This window comes from Roseateles koreensis (genome assembly GCF_028595305.1).
GTDB lineage: Bacteria > Pseudomonadota > Gammaproteobacteria > Burkholderiales > Burkholderiaceae_C > Paucibacter_A > Paucibacter_A koreensis.
Window position 1 is genome coordinate 144,470 of sequence record NZ_JAQQXS010000008.1, and the last position, 18,043, is coordinate 162,512.

An 18,043-nucleotide genomic window follows, 5' to 3' on the forward strand; every position below is an offset into this window, starting at 1 on the left:
GCCTTACTTGATGAATCGCGCCAGTGTTGCGCATCAGACCCCGTATTTGTCTCGATAAGCTTGAACGGCCGCTGCGTGAGCAGTGACCGAGCTATCGTCAGCCGAGCGCAGATACTGAAGCAAATCCGCCAGCCCGGCAATCGCCACGACCGGCATTTTCAGCTGCTGCGTGACGTATTGCACCGCCGAGTGCGGCAGATCCACACCGTTTTCGGCGGCCATTTCTTGGCGATCCAGCGCAATCGTGACACCGCAGGGCGTGGCACCGGCTGCGGTAATCATGGCGATGGATTCACGCACTGAGGTACCCGCTGAAATCACATCGTCAATGATGAGCACGCGGCCCTGCACCTTGGCGCCAACCAAGGTGCCGCCCTCACCGTGATCTTTGGCTTCTTTGCGGTTGTAGGCAAAGGGCTTGTTGTGGCCCAAACGTGCCAATTCGACGGACAGGGCGGCGGCCAGCGTGATGCCTTTGTAGGCGGGGCCGAAAATCATGTCGAACTCCAGGCCGGAGGCGATCAGGCGCTTGGCGTAGAACGCTGCCAGGCGGCCCAGCTTGGCGCCATCATCGAACAGCCCGGCATTGAAGAAGTATGGGCTCAGTCGCCCGGCCTTGGTCTTGAATTCACCAAAGCGCAGCACGCCGGACTCGACCGCGAAGGCGACGAAATCTTGGGCCAGTTGATCGGGGGATTGGGCAGTGCTCATGGGGTCGAATCTCAGATGGTTTGACTTCATTGTAGAGGCGCAAAAAGCCCGGTCTGCGTGGGCGCAGGGCCGGGCTTTAAAGGCACATCCCGTGCAGCTAACGCGTCAGAACAGGGCTTTGAACTGCACGCCGTAGGTGCGTGGGTCGTTGATGAAGCCGGTCAGGTTGATGAAGTTGATGCCGCCGGTGACGCGAATCTGGTTGGTGATGTTGCGCACGAAGCCGGCCACTTCGTACTTGCCGTTGTTCCAGATATAGCCGGTGCGCAGCCCGCCTTCGGTCAGCGCCTTGCCCGTAAATTCCTTGGAAGTGAACAAGAAGAAGCTCACCTCGCTGCGGTAGGCCCAGTCGGTGTAGACGTAGAACTCGTTGCCGTCCTTGGTCGGGATACCGTAGCGGGCGGTCAGGTTGCCGACCCATTTCGGTGCGTTCGGGAGTTGGTTGCCATTGACAAAGTATTGCCCGCCGCCCGCAGCGGGACTGGTGACAATGCAGCCGTCGCCGCAGCCACCCACGGTCAGGCCGCTGTCACGGATGGTGGCGTCGTTGTAGCTGCCACCCAGCGTGAGGACCAGGTTGTCGATGGGCAGCAGGTCAAGGTTGAGCTCCACGCCCTGGCCAGTGGCCTTGTTGGCGCTCTTCACGGTGTTGGAGTTGCCGCTGCCACCCACTTCGGTCAACTGCAGACCGTTGACGTCATAACGGAACACACTGGCTGACAGCCGTGCACGGCGGTTCCAAAAGTCACCCTTGATGCCGAACTCATAGGAGGTCAGTGTTTCGGGCTTGGCAATACTCATCGGGCTGAACGCCGAGGCAGGCAAGATGGCCGCACCCCGGAAGCCCGTGCCCACGCGCGCGTAGACATTGGTGTTCTTGTCCAGTGCATAGGTGCCCGAAAGATCCCAAGTCCAGTTGGAATCGTTGGTTTTGGCGCTCAGGCCGTTCGATGTATCCAGGGACACATCGGCCGAGTCAGTCGACAAAGTCTTCTTGTCCTGGGTATAGCGCAGGCCACCGCGCAACTTGAAGCGTTCGGTCAGGTCGTAGTTGACCGAGCCGAACACCGCATAGGCGGTGTTGGACTGGTGGGTACGTGCCGAGGTGGTGGGGCTGTGGAAGATGGTGTCGTAATTGATACTCTCCACGGTATAGCGCTCGTCAAACAGGTACAAGCCACCTTGCCAGCGCAAGGGGCCTGAGGCGTTCGATTCCAGGCGGAATTCCTGGCTGAGTTGCCGGTGATCATGCAAGGCGTCCGACGTTTCAGAGGAGAAGGGAATCGTGCCGGGGCCGAATTTGCCGTCCGGCGCATAGGGGGCGCCATAACCACCATCCACATCGCCACGGCTGAAGGGCTGAACGGCTTCAACCGCCGTGATCGAGTGCAGCGTGGCCTCGCCCAGATTGAGCTTCAGGCGCAAACTGGCGCCGCTGGCATGGAGTCGCTGCTCGTTCGTGCCGTCGATGGACATTTTGGCCGGGTCAAAGCCGTCCACCAAGTCGTTGGTGCCCGGCTTGATGATGTTGGCCCTGAACAGGCGAGGGCTGCCTTTCAACTCGCGGTTGTGGAAGTTAACCAAGGCGCTGAAGTCCTTGCTCGGTTCGTACAGCGCTTGCACGCGCACCGCGCGGTCGTCATAGCCTTCCGTGGCCTGAGTGCCTGTGCTTTGGGTGTTGTGCACCCAGTCATCGCGGTGCTGGACCTGGGCCGAGATGCGCAGGGCAAACTGCTCATTCACCGGCACATTGAAAGCGCCTTCCACATTGGAGGTGCCATACGTGCCGTAGGACAGGTTGACATAGCCTTCTTGGGTCTTGCCCGGCTTGACCGAATCAAACTTCACCACGCCAGCGGGCGTGTTGCGGCCAAACAGCGTGCCCTGTGGGCCAGCGATCACTTCAACTGCCTTCATGTCGAAGACCGGGAAGCCTTTCAGAATGGGGTTCTCCTGCACCACATCGTCGTAGATCAGCGAGACGGGTTGGGAGGCGTTGAGCCGGAAGTCAACGTTGCCGTAGCCACGGATGTAGAAACGCGGAAAGGCGCGGCCAAAGGACGACTCGATATTCAGGCTGGGCACGCGGCCTGACAAAAAGCGCACGTCTTGGCCACCGGAGTTCAGTACATCGAGTTTTTCGCCGCTGATGCTGGAGACAGCGGTTGGCACATCCTTGATGTTTTCAGTGCGCCGCTCGGCGGTGATGGTGACCGTTTCAAGCTGGGTTTTTTCCAGCGACTTTTCTTGCGCCTGCGCCAAAGCCTGGCTGGCTGGCCATGCTGCCAAGGCCAGTGCAATCGACAGTGCCAAATGACCTGGGGCGGCCAAGGCGGGCGAAGACAAGTTGAACTTGTTCATGCGTGAACTCCAAAATTTGGGGCGGTTGAATGCAATGTTGAGTTGGGGCGCGCAAACGTTTGACAGGTTGCTGCGGCGCCGGCCAAGCTTTGCAATCTAGCAAGCAACGTGCCGGAATATTGGGTTGCCCTGCCAAACTAGGGGCTTGGCCGACACAATGTTGTCAAAAAGCAGCAAGTTTGGAGGCGATGCCTGCATTTTGAGCGTTAGGCGGGCAGGGCTGAGCGGACTGGGCGTGGATCTTCCAAACGCCCCGTGGGCCGACTCGGCATGTGAACTGCGATACTTTCAGCCCCCAACGATCAGCAGGAACGGACGTCACACATGCGCTTCATTACCGCCAATCTGAACGGCATCCGTTCGGCTGCCACCAAAGGTTTTTTCGACTGGTTGCCGCAGCAAAACGCTGACGCGCTTGGTGTGCAGGAAGTCAAGGCGCAGGACGAACATGTGGCCGGCGTATTCTGCACTTCGGGCCCCTTGAAAGGCGACTTTCACTACGCACAGAAGAAGGGTTACTCGGGTGTCGGCCTGTACACCCGCGAGTCCCCCAGCGACGTCATCGTCGGACTGGGCGTGCAAGAGTTCGATGACGAAGGCCGCTACATCGAAAAGCGTTTTGACAAGCCTGGCCGCAAGCTCAGCCTGATCAGCTGCTATTTCCCCAGCGGCAGCAGTGGCGAGGAGCGCCAGCAAGCCAAGTTTCGCTTTCTTGCCGCCATGCTGCCGCATTTGCAGGCGCTGAAGGCCGAGCGTGAATTCATTCTGGTGGCTGATGTCAACATCGCCCACAAAGAGGCCGACCTGAAAAACTGGAAGGGCAACCTGAAGAACAGCGGCTTTCTGCCCGAAGAGCGCGCCTGGATGACCCAGTTGCTAGACAGCAGCAAATCCGGCGGCGGCTTGGTGGACGTCTACCGCGCCCTTCAACCTGACACCACCGACGCTTGCTACACCTGGTGGAGCAACCGCGGCCAGGCCTACGCCAAGAACGTGGGCTGGCGCCTGGACTACCATTTGGCAACTCCAGGCCTCGCCGCCCTGGCCCAGCGCGAGTCCATCTACAAAGACCAGAAGTTCAGCGATCACGCCCCGCTGACGATTGATTACGACTTCAGCTTGTAGGCTTGGCTGGCATTCGTTGAAATCTGACCCGTCTGGCCTGCATTGGGTGGGCCATGAATACGTGGCAGATGCAAGAAGCGAAAGCGCGCTTGTCTGAACGGGTGAAACTCGCGGAAGCTGAGGCTGTTTCCTGAACGTCGCCAGCGCCGACCGGTGTGGGCGCCCTCTCAATCGGGCTGGCAGCGATCGCGAAACAGCCCCATGTGTTCAAGACGCAGTGGTTCAGTGACCATGCCACTATGCAGTGGCTGTGCGCGCCGGGGATGTGGCTGCTGCGGCGCCAGAACCACAGACATTGGCCTTGTCACTGCTGGCTTTGGGGGCGCGGCCGTGGCGGCCCGCCGCAAGCGGCAATTTTGAGGGCTGGACGCGGGGTGTTGGCCCTTGCGTTGCTCCTTCAGCGCGTCAAAAACGCCAGCATCTTGTCGGCGAATTTGCCGTAGGGCGGCATCATGAATTTCATACTGGCAAAGCGCGCCTGGTAGAAGACCGGGCGCAGTTTGGAGAAGGTGTCGAAGCCCTCGCGGCCGTGATAGTGGCCCATGCCAGATTCGCCCACACCGCCGAAGGGCAGGTCGTGTTGACCGACATGGAACAGGGCGTCGTTCACCGACACACCACCTGACATGACCCGATCCAGCAGCATTTGCACGGTGCCGGCGTTGTTGCTGAAGGGGTAGATCGCCAGGGGGCGGGGGCCGGCGTTGATGGTCTGGACCACTTGTTCGAGTTGGTGGTAGCCGTGGATGGGCAGCAGGGGGCCGAAGATTTCGCGCCGCGCCAGTGCACAATCGGCAGGCAGATTCAACACGATGTGGGGTGTGATCTTGCGTGTGGCTTCGTCGTGGGGTGGGCCCGGGATCAGCGGGATCAATTGGGCGCCGCCAGCGCGCGCCTCTTCCATCGCATCCAGCAGGCGCCGGAAGGCGCGCTCGTCGATCACGCAGGTGTAGTCCGGCGAGGCCAGGGTGGGGTAGCGTTGGCTGACGATTTGGCGGGCTTCCTGGACGAAGTCGGCGATGCGGGATTCAGGCATCCATAGGTGGTCGACGGTGGTGCAGATTTGCCCGGCATTCAGGCATTTGACAAAGAGGATGCGCTCGGCCGCCAGGCGCAGCGGAAAGTCTTCACACAAAATGGCCGGCGCTTTGCCGCCTAACTCCAAGGTCACCGGGCACAGATTGCGTGCAGCGGCGGCCATCACGGCTCTGCCGGTCTGGCCCGACCCGGTGAACAGCAAGTGGTCGAAGGGGAGTTTGGAAAACGCCACGCCCACGCCGCCGGTTTCGTCGAAGAACTGCAATTTCTCGGGCGGAAAGTAGGCCGGCATGCGCTCGATCAGCAGCCGGGCGAGATGGCGCGAGTTTTCGCTCATCTTGACCATGGCGCGGTTGCCGGCGGCAAAGATGAAGGTGAGGGGCACCAGGCTCAAGTTGATGGGAAAGTTCCAGGGCACGATCACACCCACCACGCCCAGCGGTTGCGGAATGACGCGGTTGCGTGCGCCGAAGAAGTTGCGCAGGTCCACGGCACGACGCTGGGGCTTCATCCAGCGCTTCAGGTGTTTGATGACTTGATCAATGCCGTCGATGGCGGGGAAAATTTCTGCCAGCAAGGTCTCATGGACGGAGCGGTGGCCGTAGTCGGCGCTGATGGCCGTGCACAGGTCGTGCTTGTTCTCACGGATGAAGCGCTGCAGGGTTCGCAGATCGGCCCGCCGCTCGGCCAAGGTGGGGACCGGCGCGGCGAAGTAGGCCGCACGTTGCTGTTTCAAGGCAGCTTGCAGGCTCGCCTCTGTGGCGGAGGCTTCGGTGGCGGTGATTGCCGCGATGGAGACGGCTGGGGTTTGGAGGTTTTGGCTCATCGGGAGTCTCGGGCCTGCAGCCGCGATGGCAACTGCGATTCTGCGAGGATGCGGCAGAAACGCCGGTCTTGCAGCGGCTTTGCAAGACAAAATATTGTCATTTGGCGACAGTGCGGGAAAGTCCCGACGCCCGGGCGTGCTGCCGGCGCAGCTGGGTGGGGGACAGCCCAAACCAGCGCTGGGCGCTGCGGGTCAGTGCCGACGGAGCGGCGTAGCCCAGCAGGTCGGCGAGTGCACTCACCGAGGGGCCGTGGGGGTGGGTGATCAGCTGCTCGAACAGCGCGCGGCGCTCCTGGTCTTTGAGCTGCTCGAAGCTGGTGCCCTCGGCGCTCAGCCGCCGCTGCATGGTGCGGGGATGCACCGACAGCATCTTCGACACCTGCTCATGCGATGCCTGTCCGGTCGCCAGCAATTGGCGCATCAAGGCCCGGACCCGGTCTGAAAACGCGAGTTCGGGCTGACTGAATTGCTGGTCCAGATAGGCTTGTGCCAGTTTGCGCAGCAGATCGTTGCGTTTGGGCAGGGCTTGTTCGAGCATGTGTGCGTTCAGGCGCACCGCCGCACGGTTTTGCTCAAACAGGCATGCCGTACCCAAGGACTGCGCGTATTGGGCGGGGCTGCCCTGACGAGGATGGGGCATGAGTACCGCGATGAGGGGGATGGCGCTTTGGCTGAGCAGGCGCAGACACCGCACGATCACCCCCAATGCCAACTCGACAGCCTGGGCGCTGGCCGGTGGATCGGGCAGGTCGAAGTGATAGCAAAGGTCCAGCTGATCGGGCTGACCCGGCACAGCCTCGACTTTCAAACGGGCCGCCGAGCTGTGCACGAAGACGTAGCGCGTGGCCAGTTGGATGGCCTCTTGCAGGTTGGCCGCGTGCTCCATCACCACGGCCAGCGGGCCGAATTTTTCCGGACCCTGGCTGCTGGCCAGGCGCAGTCCGAAGTCCGGGCAGGCCGATGCGGCGGCCGAGTGCTCGAGCAACTCGATCATGGCGCGGTAGGGGATCAGATGGTCCGGGTCGTCCAGCACCTCGCGACTCAGGCCAAACCGCCGCAAAAGACGCGCGGCATCCAGGCCTTGTGCCTGGGCAAGCGCTTCATAACCGGAAAGGCCGGCGGCTCTGATGAGGTGGTTCATCGTGGATTAGGGTGTTCCAAGGGTGCCATCCCAGGGCAACTATTTGTCGCCAAATGATAAGCGTTTCTGGAGGCTCCGCCGCAAAATGCCAAGCAAGACGCCGATCAAAGAATCTGCGCGCCCCCATTTTGGAGACCGCCATGAATGCTCACGCCCAATTCACCCGCATGGAAGACAGCACCGCCGCCGATTGGCGCTTGATCGGTGGTGAGTTTATGCAGTTCGCCAGCCACCTGCCGGACCGGGTGATGGCACACCTCAAACTGCTGGAGAACGACTACGGCGGTTTTCCCATTGACCGCTACACCCACTGCCTGCAAACGGCTACCCGTGCGTTGCGCGATGGGCGTGACGAAGAGTATGTGGTGTGCGCGCTGCTTCACGATGTGGGCGATACGCTGGGCACGTTCAACCATGCCGATATCGCGGCAGCCCTGCTTAAACCCTTTGTGAGTGAAGAAAACCACTGGATGGTGGCGCAGCACGCGATTTTCCAGGGGCACTATTTCTTTCACCACCTGGGCATGGACCGCGACATGCGGGATCAATTCAAGGCGCATCCTGCTTATGAACGCACGGCAGAGTTCTGCGCGCTCTACGACAACCCGGCCTTTGACCCGAAGGGTGAAACGCTGCCCTTGAGTGAATTCGAGCCCATGCTGCGACGCGTTCTGGCCCAGCCCAGGCAGTCGCTCTACAAGGCCGCGCTGGCTCAAAACCAGTCATTGGCCTGACGCCGGTCAGAATACTGGGTAGGGATCATCATGTCTCAGACACAGTACATCCAGCTGATCGCGCTGTTCCTGGGTTTCACCTTGCTGGAATTTTTGTTGGGCCGGGCGAAGGGATTCAAGGCGACGGCGTCAGACAACCTCCTGGACCTGGTCGGCTTCGCGCTGCTGGCGGCGGTGACGCAGCCGGCGGTGTTCTGGTTGGTCCAGGTGATCGGTCATGCCGTGGCACCGGGCGCTCAGAATGCCTGGGCCGGCTTGCCTTGGATCGCCGGCTTTGCGCTTTTTTTGGTGGGTGACGACATGCTGCAGTATGGGTGGCACCGCGCCTCTCACAAACCGTTGCTGTGGCCCTTGCACCGAGCCCATCATTCGGCGCAATACATGAGCGCGCGCATCATCTATCGCAACAATTTTTTCTATTACTTCGGCATGCCGGCCATCTGGGTGTCGGGCCTCCTGATCTATCTGGGCCTGGGGCCCATCTACATGGTCTATATCGTGATCAAGCTGGCGGTGATCACGGGGGCGCACTCCGCTGTGCGCTGGGATGAGCCGCTCTACCGCATCAAAGCGCTCAAGCCCTTGATGTGGCTGGTGCAGCGCACGATCTCGACCCCCGCGACCCACTTTGCCCACCATGCGATGAGCAATGCCGACGGCATCGGCCATTACACGGGCAACTACGGCAATTTGCTCTTCTTCTGGGACGTGCTGTTTGGCACGGCGCACATCACGCAGCAGTACCCGGCCGAGATCGGTTTGCGCGACGATCAGCTGTTTGGCAAGGAGGCGTGGTGGGCTGAATTGTTCTACCCCATCTTTCGCTCCAAACGGCAGCACACGGCCTTGACACCGGGCGGCAAGCCTTACGACCACCCGACCGACCGGGCACCTTCACAGCAGCCTGCGGCGTCACAGGTTCGTATCACCGGCTAAGGATCCCCGCCCCAATTCACGAAAGCTCCGAGCATGAATATCAACGAATCCCTGCATATTTCATCCCTGCAAGGCAAGGTCAGCGAGGCTGAATGGAAGCTGCGCTGCGACTTGGCGGCGGCCTACCGATTGGTGGCGCTGTACGGCTGGAGCGATCTGGTGTTCACCCACATCAGCGCGCGCATTCCAGGGCCGGAACATCACTTCTTGATCAACCCCTACGGCGTGATGTTCGATGAAATTACCGCGTCGAGCCTGATCAAGATTGATCAGTCCTGCAACAAGCTCAGCGAGTCGCCCTACCCGGTGAACCCTGCCGGCTTCACGATCCACAGTTGCATCCATCAGGTGCGCGACGATGCCGCTTGCGTGCTGCACACGCACAGCCGCGCTGGCGTGGCGGTGGCGGCGCAGAAGTGCGGTGTGCTGCCGATCAGCCAGCAATCCACCTTGGTGCTGAGTTCACTGGCCTATCACGACTACGAGGGCGTCGCCCTGCGAGCCGAGGAGCAACCGCGCCTGCAGGCTGATCTGGGCACGCGGCGCTTTTTGATGTTGCGCAATCATGGCCTGCTGACGGTGGGCAGCAGCATCGCCGACGCCTTTTTGTCGATGTACATCTTCGAGAGCACCTGCCGCATCCAGATCGACGCCCAAGCCGGCGGTGAGTTGCATCAGGTCAACCCCCAAATTCTCGAAGGCATTGCCAACGTGATGAAGGTGGCCAGCGCAGGTATGGGTGCGGAAATTGCGTGGCCCGCCCTGCTGCGCAAGCTTGAGCGTTTGGATCCCAGCTATCGCACTTGAGAGTCGAAGCCCCCTCTTTGGTGAAGATAACGGGGGAAAACCCCAATCATCTGACGTCCGACATTTCGCCGGACCAGCGGTGACAATGCGCCCTCGCCGCGCGGCCACAAGTCGTGCTGCTGTGCACCAATTTTCCGAGGGTCTTTCAGTGATCAACTCCGCTACCACGCCTGACGCCCGCACTGCGGGCGCTGTGCTTCATGCTGCGCCTGGCAAATTGCGCCAACCTGCCGGTTTGAAGGTGATTTTCTTTGCCGAGATGTGGGAGCGCTTCAGCTACTACGGCATGCGCGCCTTGCTGGTGCTTTATCTTGTCAACGCCATGGGTTACAACCGCGGCGATGCCTTGGCGCTGTACGGCATGTACACCGGCCTGGTGTACTTCACGCCGATGATTGGCGGCGCTATTGCCGACAAATACCTGGGCAATCGCCGTGCGGCGGTGATCGGTGGCTCGGTCATGATGCTGGGCCATTTCGCCATGGCCTTCCCCGCCCTGATGCATTTGGCGCTGGGCCTGCTGATCGTCGGCAACGGTCTGTTCAAGCCCAACACGACCACCATGGTGGGCGAGCTGTACGAGGGCGAGAACGATCCACGACGTGCCGGTGGGTATTCCATCTTCTACATGGGCATCAACCTGGGCGCATTTTTGGCGCCGCTGGTGGCTGGCTCGTTGGGTGAAAAACTAGGCTGGCACTTCGGCTTCGGTGCCGCCGGCGTGGGCATGGGCTTGGGCCTGATTCAAATGCTATGGGGTCAAAAGACCCTGGGCCGCGCCGGCCTGAAGCCGCATCAAGAGGCCTTGGGCCTGCGGGATGCAGGCCTTGTGCTGAGCTGGAGCGCCGCCTGTGTGGCCCTGGTGTTTGGTGTGATCAAGGTATGGGCCGTGGTGGGCCCCTGGTACGGTGCATTGCAAGGCACCGCGCAAGTGGCGCTGGCTGTGAGTGTTCTGGTCGCCGTGCTGTGGGCCATTGCCCGCCCGGCAAAAGACAGCGAACTGCCGCCGATGACGGGCCAGGATTGGGGTCGTGTGCTGGGCGTGGTGATTGTGATGGTGTTTGTGATTGCCTTCTGGACCGGCTTTGAGCAGGCGGGCGGCACCATGAGCCTGTTTGCCGACCAGCAGACCGAGCGCGAGATGTTCGGCATCACCATTCCGACCACCTGGTTCCAGTCCATCAATCCGCTGACCATCGTGTTGTTGGCCCCCGTGTTCGCCATGATTTGGACCCGGCTGGATCAAAGCCGCTTTGCCATCTCTGACGTGGGTAAACAAGCCTTGGGCATGATCGTGCTGGGCCTGGGCTTTTTGGTGATGACGCAGGCGCAATCCATTGCCGACGCCAACGGCAAAGTCGGTGCGCAGTGGCTGGCATTGGTCTATGTGATCCACACCGTGGGTGAGTTGATGCTGTCGCCCGTTGGCTTGTCGATGGTGTCGCGCATTGCGCCGGCGCGTCTGGCGGCCTTGTTGATGGGGGTGTGGTTCTTGTCCTCTGCCGCGGCAAATTATTTGGCTGGCACCTTGGAGCACATGCTGGAGGGCACTGGCATCCCGCTGTACCCTTTCCTGGCGGGTCTCTCCATTGGCGCGGGTACCTTGCTGTTTGTGCTGACACCCTTGTTGAATCGCCTGATGGGGCTGCGTCGGCCAGTTTGATTCAGGGCATTGACGCTGCAAAAAGACCGGGTTTTGCACCCGGTTTTTTTGATTGTGCGGCAGGTGTTTCGGGGTGAAGCATTCCTTTGCTCCCTGTAAAGCGTGACAAAACGCACGTAAATTCACGTGAATTGATCACAAAATAGTGCTCTGAAGATTTACGACTGCTGGGCCCCCGCGCGGCCTACCCTTGTCTGTCTGCGTGTCACGGCATCTGCCATGGCGCCGGTATATGGTGGAGGCGGGCATGGATACAGCGACAGGAAATTTCGCGGGGGCGCTTGCGCCGACGCCGGGTCAGCTTGAGCGGCGCCAAGCCGACTCGCTCAGCAGCCATTGGATGAGCCTGGTGCTGGAGGAGTTGGACTACGGCGTTTTGCTCCTCAATGCAGCGGGCCGTGTGCTGCACTGCAATCTGATCGCGCGGCGCAGCCTGGACGACAGCCATCCCCTGGAGATCGTCGGCAATCAGGTGCGTGCCCGCGATCCGCATGATGTTGCGCCGCTTGCCGAGGCTTTGCTGCACGCCGAACGCGACGGCCGGCGCTGCCTCTTGCGTTTGGGCGAGGGCGGCGAAAGGTGCCAACGGGCCAATGTGGTCGTGGTGCCGTTGAATCGTGATGTTTCCCGTGCCGCCGTTTTGCTGGTGTTGGAACGTGGCCAGTTGTGCGGCGATCTGGCGGCGCAGTGGTTTGCCTTGCGCTATGGGCTGACGCCCACGGAGACCGAAGTGCTCAAGGCACTCAGCGCAGGAATACGCCCCAATTTTGTGGCCGAACAGCAAGGCGTGGCCATCTCGACGGTGCGCACGCAGATTCAAAGCATTCGCGCCAAATCGGGCGCCGACAGCATTGGCGAGTTGATGCGCCAGCTGGCCATGCTGCCGCCGCTGATGTCGACGCTGCGGATGGAGGTCGGCTAAGCACGGATTGAAGGGCGGCTGGAGGGCAAATCCTCACGCTCTTTTGTGGCAAGCCTGCCACGGCGGAGGGCACCGACTCTCGTAACATCCGGGCGCGACCCCGGCCCTCTGCCGTGGCGCCCTCTCGCATGGATACTCAATCGCTGGCCTTGTCCTCAGAATACGCCGACCTTCCCGGCAATTTGCGCAGCCTTGCCTTGCGTGGCGTGGCGCGCAATTACCGTCGCGGTACCGTGCTGATCGAAGAAGGCTCGCAAGGTGACGCCATTTATTTGGTGCTGTCGGGTAGTTTGCGCGTCTACGGCTGCGACGCCCGAGGGCGTGAAGTGACCTACGGCATCTATGGCGTCGGCGAATATGTGGGTGAAATGAGCCTGGACGGCGGCCCCCGTTCTGCCAGCGTCATCACCGAGCAGGCGTCACGCTGCGTGATGCTCACCCGGGCCAGTCTGCTGGAACACATCACCGCGCACCCCGAATTCGCCTTTGAGCTGTTGACCAAAGTGATCCGTCGCGCTCGGGCCGCTACCTTGTCCACCAAGCAGTTGGCGCTCAACGACGTGTATGGCCGCCTGAAGGCCTTGCTGGACAGCGCCACCTTGACGGGGGACGAAGTCCAACTCACCCACCAGGCCATGGCCCAGCGCCTGGGTTGCTCGCGGGAAATGGTCTCCAAACTGGTCAAGGACCTGGAGCTTGGGGGCTATTTGACCCGGGTGGCCAACGGCCGTTATCGCAAGCTCAAACCGCTGCCGGCGCGCTGGTAAACACGTTCTTGGCGCTCGGGGCGCAGCATCTAGATCTGGGCTGGGCTTTAGCGGCTTGGCAGGGGCGGCGCCACCTCAAAACGCTGGGTCGGCTTGGCCGCACTGGCGTACAAGCCTTCCACCTTGGGCAAATTGGCTTGAATGTCGCGGATGCGTGTCGGCCCGGCCGGGTGCGTTGAAAGCCATTGGGGTGGCGCGCCATTCGAGACCTCGCCCATCTTCGTCCACAGGCTGACGCCGGCCTGGGGGTTGTAGCCGGCCCGCGCCGCCAATTCCATACCCACCAGATCAGCCTCGCTTTCGTCCTCGCGGCTGAAGGTCAGGGTCAGCAATTGCCCGCCCATGTTCAACAAGGTGTCGCCCACGCCGCCCAGGCCCAGCAAGCTCGAAATGAGGCTGGCCCCCAGGCGCGTGGCCTGCGTCTTGGCCATGCGCTCGCGGGCATGTTCGCGCAGAGCGTGCGCCACTTCATGGCCCATGATGGTGGCGACCTCATCGTCGGTGAGTTTGAGTTTTTCGAGAATGCCGTAATAAAACGCAATCTTGCCGCCGGGCATGCAGAAGGCGTTCAGTTGCGGGCTGGCAATCAGGTTCACCTCCCAGCGCCATTGCTGGGCACGCGGATTCCAGGGGACGGCCTGCGGAATGATGCGCTTGGCGATCTCACGCAGACGGATCAGCTGGCGGTTGCTCATGGGCGCGAGCGCGTGCTGGCCGGCGGCTTCTTTCATCATCTGCTGGTACTGCTGTGCGCCAGCCGCCTCGACCTGTTCGGCGGGCACGAGCTTGGCCAGGGCGCTGGTGTCGCCCACCTCCACGCCGTCCCGGGCCCAGGCGGCAGAAGCCAGCGCGGAGGACATGCCCAGCCCTCCCAGCAAGCGGGTGAACAGGCGGCGCGGGTGCTGTGTCTGGGCGCAGGGGCCAACAGGGTCCGAGTGACAGTCACAGCGCCCGAAGCCGTAGTGCGGCGCGCTGGGCAGATGGGGGGCGGCGTGGGGATTGAAAGAATCGCTCATGGGTCGGCAGCTTAATGCCTGTGGCTGCACTCCAAAACCCCCAAGGGTACAGACAAAGGCGCGACAAGGGCGACAATGCAGTCATGCCTCAAAAGCCTAACGTCATATTGCCTGTGAACCCACCTCCGGGGCAGCTGCAAGCGCAACAACAGGCGCAGCATGAATTTCGTGCCGCTCTGGGCATGTTCGCCACCGGCGTCACCATCGTCACCGCCCGTGCGCCCGACGGCAGCCTGGTCGGCTTGACCGCCAATTCATTCAACTCGGTGTCGCTGTCGCCCCGGCTGGTGTTGTGGAGCCTGGGCCGACGCGCCGGCTCGATGCCGGTGTTTGCCGCAGGCTCACACTACGCCATCAATATTTTGGCGGCAGACCAAAAGGAGCTGGCCCAGCGCTTTGCTACCCGTGATATCGACCGCTTTGCGGGCGTGGCCTGGCGCGAAGGCGCGGGTGGTGCGCCCGTGCTGGACGGCGTGGCTGCGGTGTTCGAGTGCGCTAATCGAAGCCGTTATGAGGAAGGCGACCATGTCATCTTCGTCGGCGAGGTGGAAGATTGCAGCTGGCGCCAAGGCGCTCAGCCCTTGATCTTCCATGGCGGGCGGTACTTCACCGAGCTGCCCATTTGAGCGGACTCCGCTGAGTTCTAGTTAAGCCGGGGCGGCACAGGGTTCAGATTTGTACGCGGGTGCCCAGCTCCACTACCGCGTTGTCGGGCAGGCAGAAAAACTCGGCCACGCTGCCGGCGTTGCGGCTCATGGCCGCGAAGAGATGTTCACGCCAGTCGGCCATGCCCGCGCCCGGCGTTGGTATAACGGTTTCCCGGCTCAGAAAGTAGCTCGTTTCGAAGGCGGGAATCGTCAGGCCTTTGGCCGCGCACAGCGTCAAGGCATGCGGCACATCGGGCTGGTCCATGAAGCCGAAATGCAGCTTCACCCGCCAGAAGCCGGGCGCCATCGCCTCGACTTCCACACGCTGGCTGTCGGGCACCCACGGCACCTCCTGAAACATCACGGTCATGATGACATTGCATTCGTGCAGCACCTGGTTGTGCTTGAGGTTGTGCAGCAAGGCCTGCGGCACGGTGTGTGGGTTGGCCACGGCATAAACCGCGGTGCGGGAAGCGCGGTTGCAGTTGTCGGCCGCCAAGCTCTCGACGAAGGGCTCCAGCTCCATGCCGTCACGCTGAATACTCTTCATCAGGAGGTGGCGGCCCGTGGCCCAGGTGCTCATGACGACGAACAGCGCCAGGCCCATCGCCAGCGGGAACCAGCCACCGTCAAGCAGCTTGATCGCACAGCCCGCCACCAGCAAGACGTCCAGCGTCAGGAAGAACAGCGTGGCGGGTACCGCAACAGCCATGGGCAGGCGCCAACCGTCCCGCACCACGAAAAAGGTCAGCACCGTGGTGATCATCATGGTCAGCGTGACCGCCATGCCATAGGCCCCCGCCAAGGCGGATGAACTGCCAAACATCAGCACAGCTGCCACCACGCCCACCAACAGGGCCCAATTGACGCCTGGCACGTAAATCTGCCCCATCTCGCGGGCGGAGGTGTAGCGCACCTCCATGCGCGGCAAAAAGCCAAGTTGGATGGCCTGCTTGGTCATCGAGTACGCCCCTGAAATCACGGCCTGCGAAGCGATCACCGCCGCCATTGCGGCCAGCACCACCATGGGCACCAGGAGGCTGCTCGGGAACATTCTGAAAAACGGGTTGGCGATGGCATCGGGTTCGCTGATCAACAGCGCGCCCTGGCCCATGTAGTTGAGCACCAGAGACGGAAACACCAAGCCCGTCCAGGCCAGCCGGATCGGCTTGGCGCCGAAGTGGCCCATGTCGGCATACAGTGCCTCCGCCCCGGTCAATGCCAGCACAATTGCACCCAAGGTGGCCAAGACTTGCCATCCTCGGTGGGTCAAAAAGTCCCAGGCCACCAGCGGGTTCAAGGCCGCCAGCACCTGCGGTTGCGCACGAATGTGCTGCAGACCCGACAGGGCCAGCACCACAAACCACAGGCCCAGCACGGGCCCGAACACCTTGCCGACCGAGTGGGTGCCCAGGCGTTGAATCAGAAAGAGCGCGAGCAGCACGCCCAGCGACACCGGCAGCACAAAAGTCTTGAGCGCCGGGTTGATGACCTCCAGCCCTTCGATTGCGCCCATCACCGAAACTGCGGGCGTAATCACGCTGTCGCCATAAAACAAGGTGGCACCGAAGACGCCCATCAGCAGCAAAAACTTTCGCAAGCCCGGTCGGCCATTGCCCACGGCCCGCGTGGCCAGTGCTGTGAGCGCCAGCCCGCCGCCTTCACCCCGGTTGTCGGCACGCAGGATCAGCACCACGTACTTGAGTGTGACGATCAGCATCAAGGCCCACACGATGGCCGAGATGGCGCCGGTGATATTGGCCGCATTGAGCGTCACGCCCGTGGCGGGCTGAAAAATCTCCTGCACCGTGTACAGCGGGCTGGTGCCGATGTCGCCATACACGACGCCCAATGCGCCCAGCGCCAGCATGCCCAGGCCTTGTCGGGCGGGTGTGTGAGCGGCATCGGCGGCGGCGCCGTGGCTTTCGGCGGACGAGAGCGGGTTGGGCGTTGGCATATCAGGTACAACCGAGGTCTGAGCTCCGCACCATTTGCGGCAAGGCGCGAGCATCGCACAAGTGTGTGTACTGCGTTTGCGCTAGAAGGGCTGAATTTTCGGCCCTGGCGCCGCAATGAATCGACCGGCTTGCCTCTTTCAGGCCCAGCGGCCGACGGGCATCGCTTGCGGGCTGCCCGACACAAATCGCGGCCAACGCCCCAGGATTGCAGCGCTGCCAGCAGCGCCGATAAGAGGATCAGGGCTGGAAACACCAAGCCCCAAAAATTGCTGCTGGGCGCCGGCAGGCGTGACCCGTCGCGCAGCAGCAGGCCGCACAAAGGCAGGCTGGCCAGCAGCACATGCAGGCCGTTGAACGACGTCAATGGTGCGCCGCCGCTCTGCCGCACGATCCACAACACCAGCAGGAAGGCGCCGCCCCATTGTGCAAAAAATTGGATCAAGACGCGCCGCGCCATTTGCGTGTTCAACGCCGTGCCGCGCGGCATGCCTGGCAGCAACATCAGCAACGTCTGTTCTCGCCGGTTGCGGTGGAGGTTGGCCGCCAGGCCCAGCAAGGGATTGATCGCCGAACCTCCGATGGTCAACTGAATACCCAGGGTGCCGTGCTGCCAGGCTTGCTGCCAGTTCCAGAGCGGCGACGGCCAGGTGAATGCACGCCAGAGCCCGAAGGCAAGGGGCCCGAACAGCTTCGGGTTGTATTTGCTACCCCCGGCCTGCTGCAACAGCAACGCACGTGCGCGTTCTTGTTGACGATAACTTTCGAAATGAGCGGCTCCCCCGGCTTGAAGCAAACGCGTGACGCACCAGGGCAGCACAAGCACCGCGACAAGAGCAAGTGACGCGGGCTGGGTGGTGTACCAAGTTTGCAGGCCTTGCCACAGGGTTCGCCACGGCGTGGTCGCGGTCCACCAGCCCGCCGTGGCCACCCCCAGCCAGATCAACAGGCTCAGGCGGATCCAGCGCATGCAGGCGGCAATCAGCAGCATCAGCAGGCCCGCGCCCAAGCTCCAGGCCAGCGCCTCGCCGAAGTTCTCCCTCACGCTCACGCTCAGCAACAGGCCGATCACGCTGCCGGTCAGCAGCATGCTGCCGGCGGCCACGCCACGCAGCCGTGGCAGATGTGCGGGAAGCAGATGCGCCCGGATGGGATGGTTTTGCTGCCGCAGGCTGGCAAAGAGCACGCACCACAAGGTCAGCAGGCCGATGCCTGAAAAGCCGCCGAGCAGGCGCGGCACAAGCGCAGCCGAGCCTTGTAGAAAACTGAGGGTCAGAGCGATCAACACCATGCCGCTCAGGAGGCCCGGCAGCAGCCAGCGCGGCCCCAGATTGCGATGCTGTTGCCAGACCGTGAGCAGGATGGACCGATAGGCTGGATGGAGTGTGCCCATG

At 62.0% G+C, this 18,043-nt stretch carries 15 protein-coding genes; 8 read left to right on the plus strand and 7 right to left on the minus strand.

Going from position 1 to position 18,043, the window contains the following annotated elements:
- Nucleotides 1-33: 33 nt before the first annotated feature.
- Both pyrE and PRZ01_RS10675 read right to left on the minus strand, forming a co-directional pair.
- Nucleotides 34-711: an orotate phosphoribosyltransferase gene (gene pyrE, locus PRZ01_RS10670; protein WP_273596768.1), complete on the minus strand. Its 678-nt coding sequence runs from the start codon at nucleotides 709-711 to the stop codon at nucleotides 34-36.
- 105 nt (nucleotides 712-816) lie between these two features.
- Complete coding sequence (locus tag PRZ01_RS10675; RefSeq protein WP_273596769.1) at nucleotides 817-3,072, minus strand: TonB-dependent receptor; 2,256 nt, start codon at nucleotides 3,070-3,072, stop codon at nucleotides 817-819.
- Nucleotides 3,073-3,396: 324 nt separating this feature from the next.
- Here PRZ01_RS10675 and PRZ01_RS10680 point away from each other — a divergent pair, with 324 nt between their 5' ends.
- Nucleotides 3,397-4,197 (plus strand): exodeoxyribonuclease III, encoded by an 801-nt coding sequence (locus PRZ01_RS10680; RefSeq protein ID WP_273596770.1) that lies wholly within the window; start codon nucleotides 3,397-3,399, stop codon nucleotides 4,195-4,197.
- Nucleotides 4,198-4,594: 397 nt separating this feature from the next.
- On the opposite strand, the gene PRZ01_RS10685 is transcribed toward PRZ01_RS10680, so the two are convergent.
- Both PRZ01_RS10685 and PRZ01_RS10690 read right to left on the minus strand, forming a co-directional pair.
- The gene (locus PRZ01_RS10685) at nucleotides 4,595-6,061 is read right to left on the minus strand and encodes a coniferyl aldehyde dehydrogenase (protein ID WP_273596771.1); all 1,467 of its coding nucleotides are present in this window, start codon (nucleotides 6,059-6,061) and stop codon (nucleotides 4,595-4,597) included.
- A 97-nt stretch (nucleotides 6,062-6,158) separates the two neighbouring features.
- On the minus strand, nucleotides 6,159-7,202 hold the full coding sequence (locus PRZ01_RS10690; protein WP_273596772.1) for an AraC family transcriptional regulator: 1,044 nt from the start codon (nucleotides 7,200-7,202) through the stop codon (nucleotides 6,159-6,161).
- Between the two features lie 140 nt (nucleotides 7,203-7,342).
- Here PRZ01_RS10690 and PRZ01_RS10695 point away from each other — a divergent pair, with 140 nt between their 5' ends.
- The 6 genes from PRZ01_RS10695 (at nucleotide 7,343) to PRZ01_RS10720 (ending at nucleotide 13,031) form a co-directional block, all read left to right on the plus strand.
- Entirely contained in the window at nucleotides 7,343-7,936 is a 594-nt protein-coding gene (locus PRZ01_RS10695) for an HD domain-containing protein (protein WP_273596773.1), read from the plus strand.
- A gap of 30 nt (nucleotides 7,937-7,966) precedes the next feature.
- On the plus strand, nucleotides 7,967-8,872 hold the full coding sequence (locus tag PRZ01_RS10700) for a sterol desaturase family protein (RefSeq protein WP_276598216.1): 906 nt from the start codon (nucleotides 7,967-7,969) through the stop codon (nucleotides 8,870-8,872).
- 33 nt (nucleotides 8,873-8,905) lie between these two features.
- A complete protein-coding gene (locus PRZ01_RS10705; protein ID WP_273596774.1) occupies nucleotides 8,906-9,679 on the plus strand; it encodes a class II aldolase/adducin family protein in 774 nt (257 codons plus the stop codon).
- Between the two features lie 148 nt (nucleotides 9,680-9,827).
- Nucleotides 9,828-11,342, plus strand: a complete 1,515-nt coding sequence (locus tag PRZ01_RS10710) for a peptide MFS transporter (protein WP_273596775.1) — start codon at nucleotides 9,828-9,830, stop codon at nucleotides 11,340-11,342.
- A 247-nt stretch (nucleotides 11,343-11,589) separates the two neighbouring features.
- The gene (locus PRZ01_RS10715; protein ID WP_273596776.1) at nucleotides 11,590-12,264 is read left to right on the plus strand and encodes a helix-turn-helix transcriptional regulator; all 675 of its coding nucleotides are present in this window, start codon (nucleotides 11,590-11,592) and stop codon (nucleotides 12,262-12,264) included.
- Between the two features lie 128 nt (nucleotides 12,265-12,392).
- Nucleotides 12,393-13,031, plus strand: a complete 639-nt coding sequence (locus tag PRZ01_RS10720) for a Crp/Fnr family transcriptional regulator (RefSeq protein WP_273596777.1) — start codon at nucleotides 12,393-12,395, stop codon at nucleotides 13,029-13,031.
- 47 nt (nucleotides 13,032-13,078) lie between these two features.
- Here the strand turns inward: PRZ01_RS10720 and PRZ01_RS10725 are convergent, their stop codons facing one another.
- A complete protein-coding gene (locus tag PRZ01_RS10725) occupies nucleotides 13,079-14,047 on the minus strand; it encodes a M48 family metallopeptidase (RefSeq protein ID WP_409993833.1) in 969 nt (322 codons plus the stop codon).
- An 83-nt stretch (nucleotides 14,048-14,130) separates the two neighbouring features.
- Here PRZ01_RS10725 and PRZ01_RS10730 point away from each other — a divergent pair, with 83 nt between their 5' ends.
- Nucleotides 14,131-14,673 (plus strand): flavin reductase family protein, encoded by a 543-nt coding sequence (locus tag PRZ01_RS10730; RefSeq protein WP_273596778.1) that lies wholly within the window; start codon nucleotides 14,131-14,133, stop codon nucleotides 14,671-14,673.
- 43 nt (nucleotides 14,674-14,716) lie between these two features.
- Here the strand turns inward: PRZ01_RS10730 and PRZ01_RS10735 are convergent, their stop codons facing one another.
- Together PRZ01_RS10735 and PRZ01_RS10740 are read right to left on the minus strand one after the other, a co-directional pair.
- Entirely contained in the window at nucleotides 14,717-16,564 is a 1,848-nt protein-coding gene (locus PRZ01_RS10735) for a potassium transporter Kup (protein ID WP_273596856.1), read from the minus strand.
- Nucleotides 16,468-18,042, minus strand: coding sequence for a hypothetical protein (locus PRZ01_RS10740; RefSeq protein WP_273596779.1), 1,575 nt, complete (start codon nucleotides 18,040-18,042; stop codon nucleotides 16,468-16,470). The genes PRZ01_RS10735 and PRZ01_RS10740 overlap by 97 nt, the downstream gene beginning before the upstream one ends.
- Between the last annotated feature and the right edge of the window lies 1 nt (nucleotide 18,043).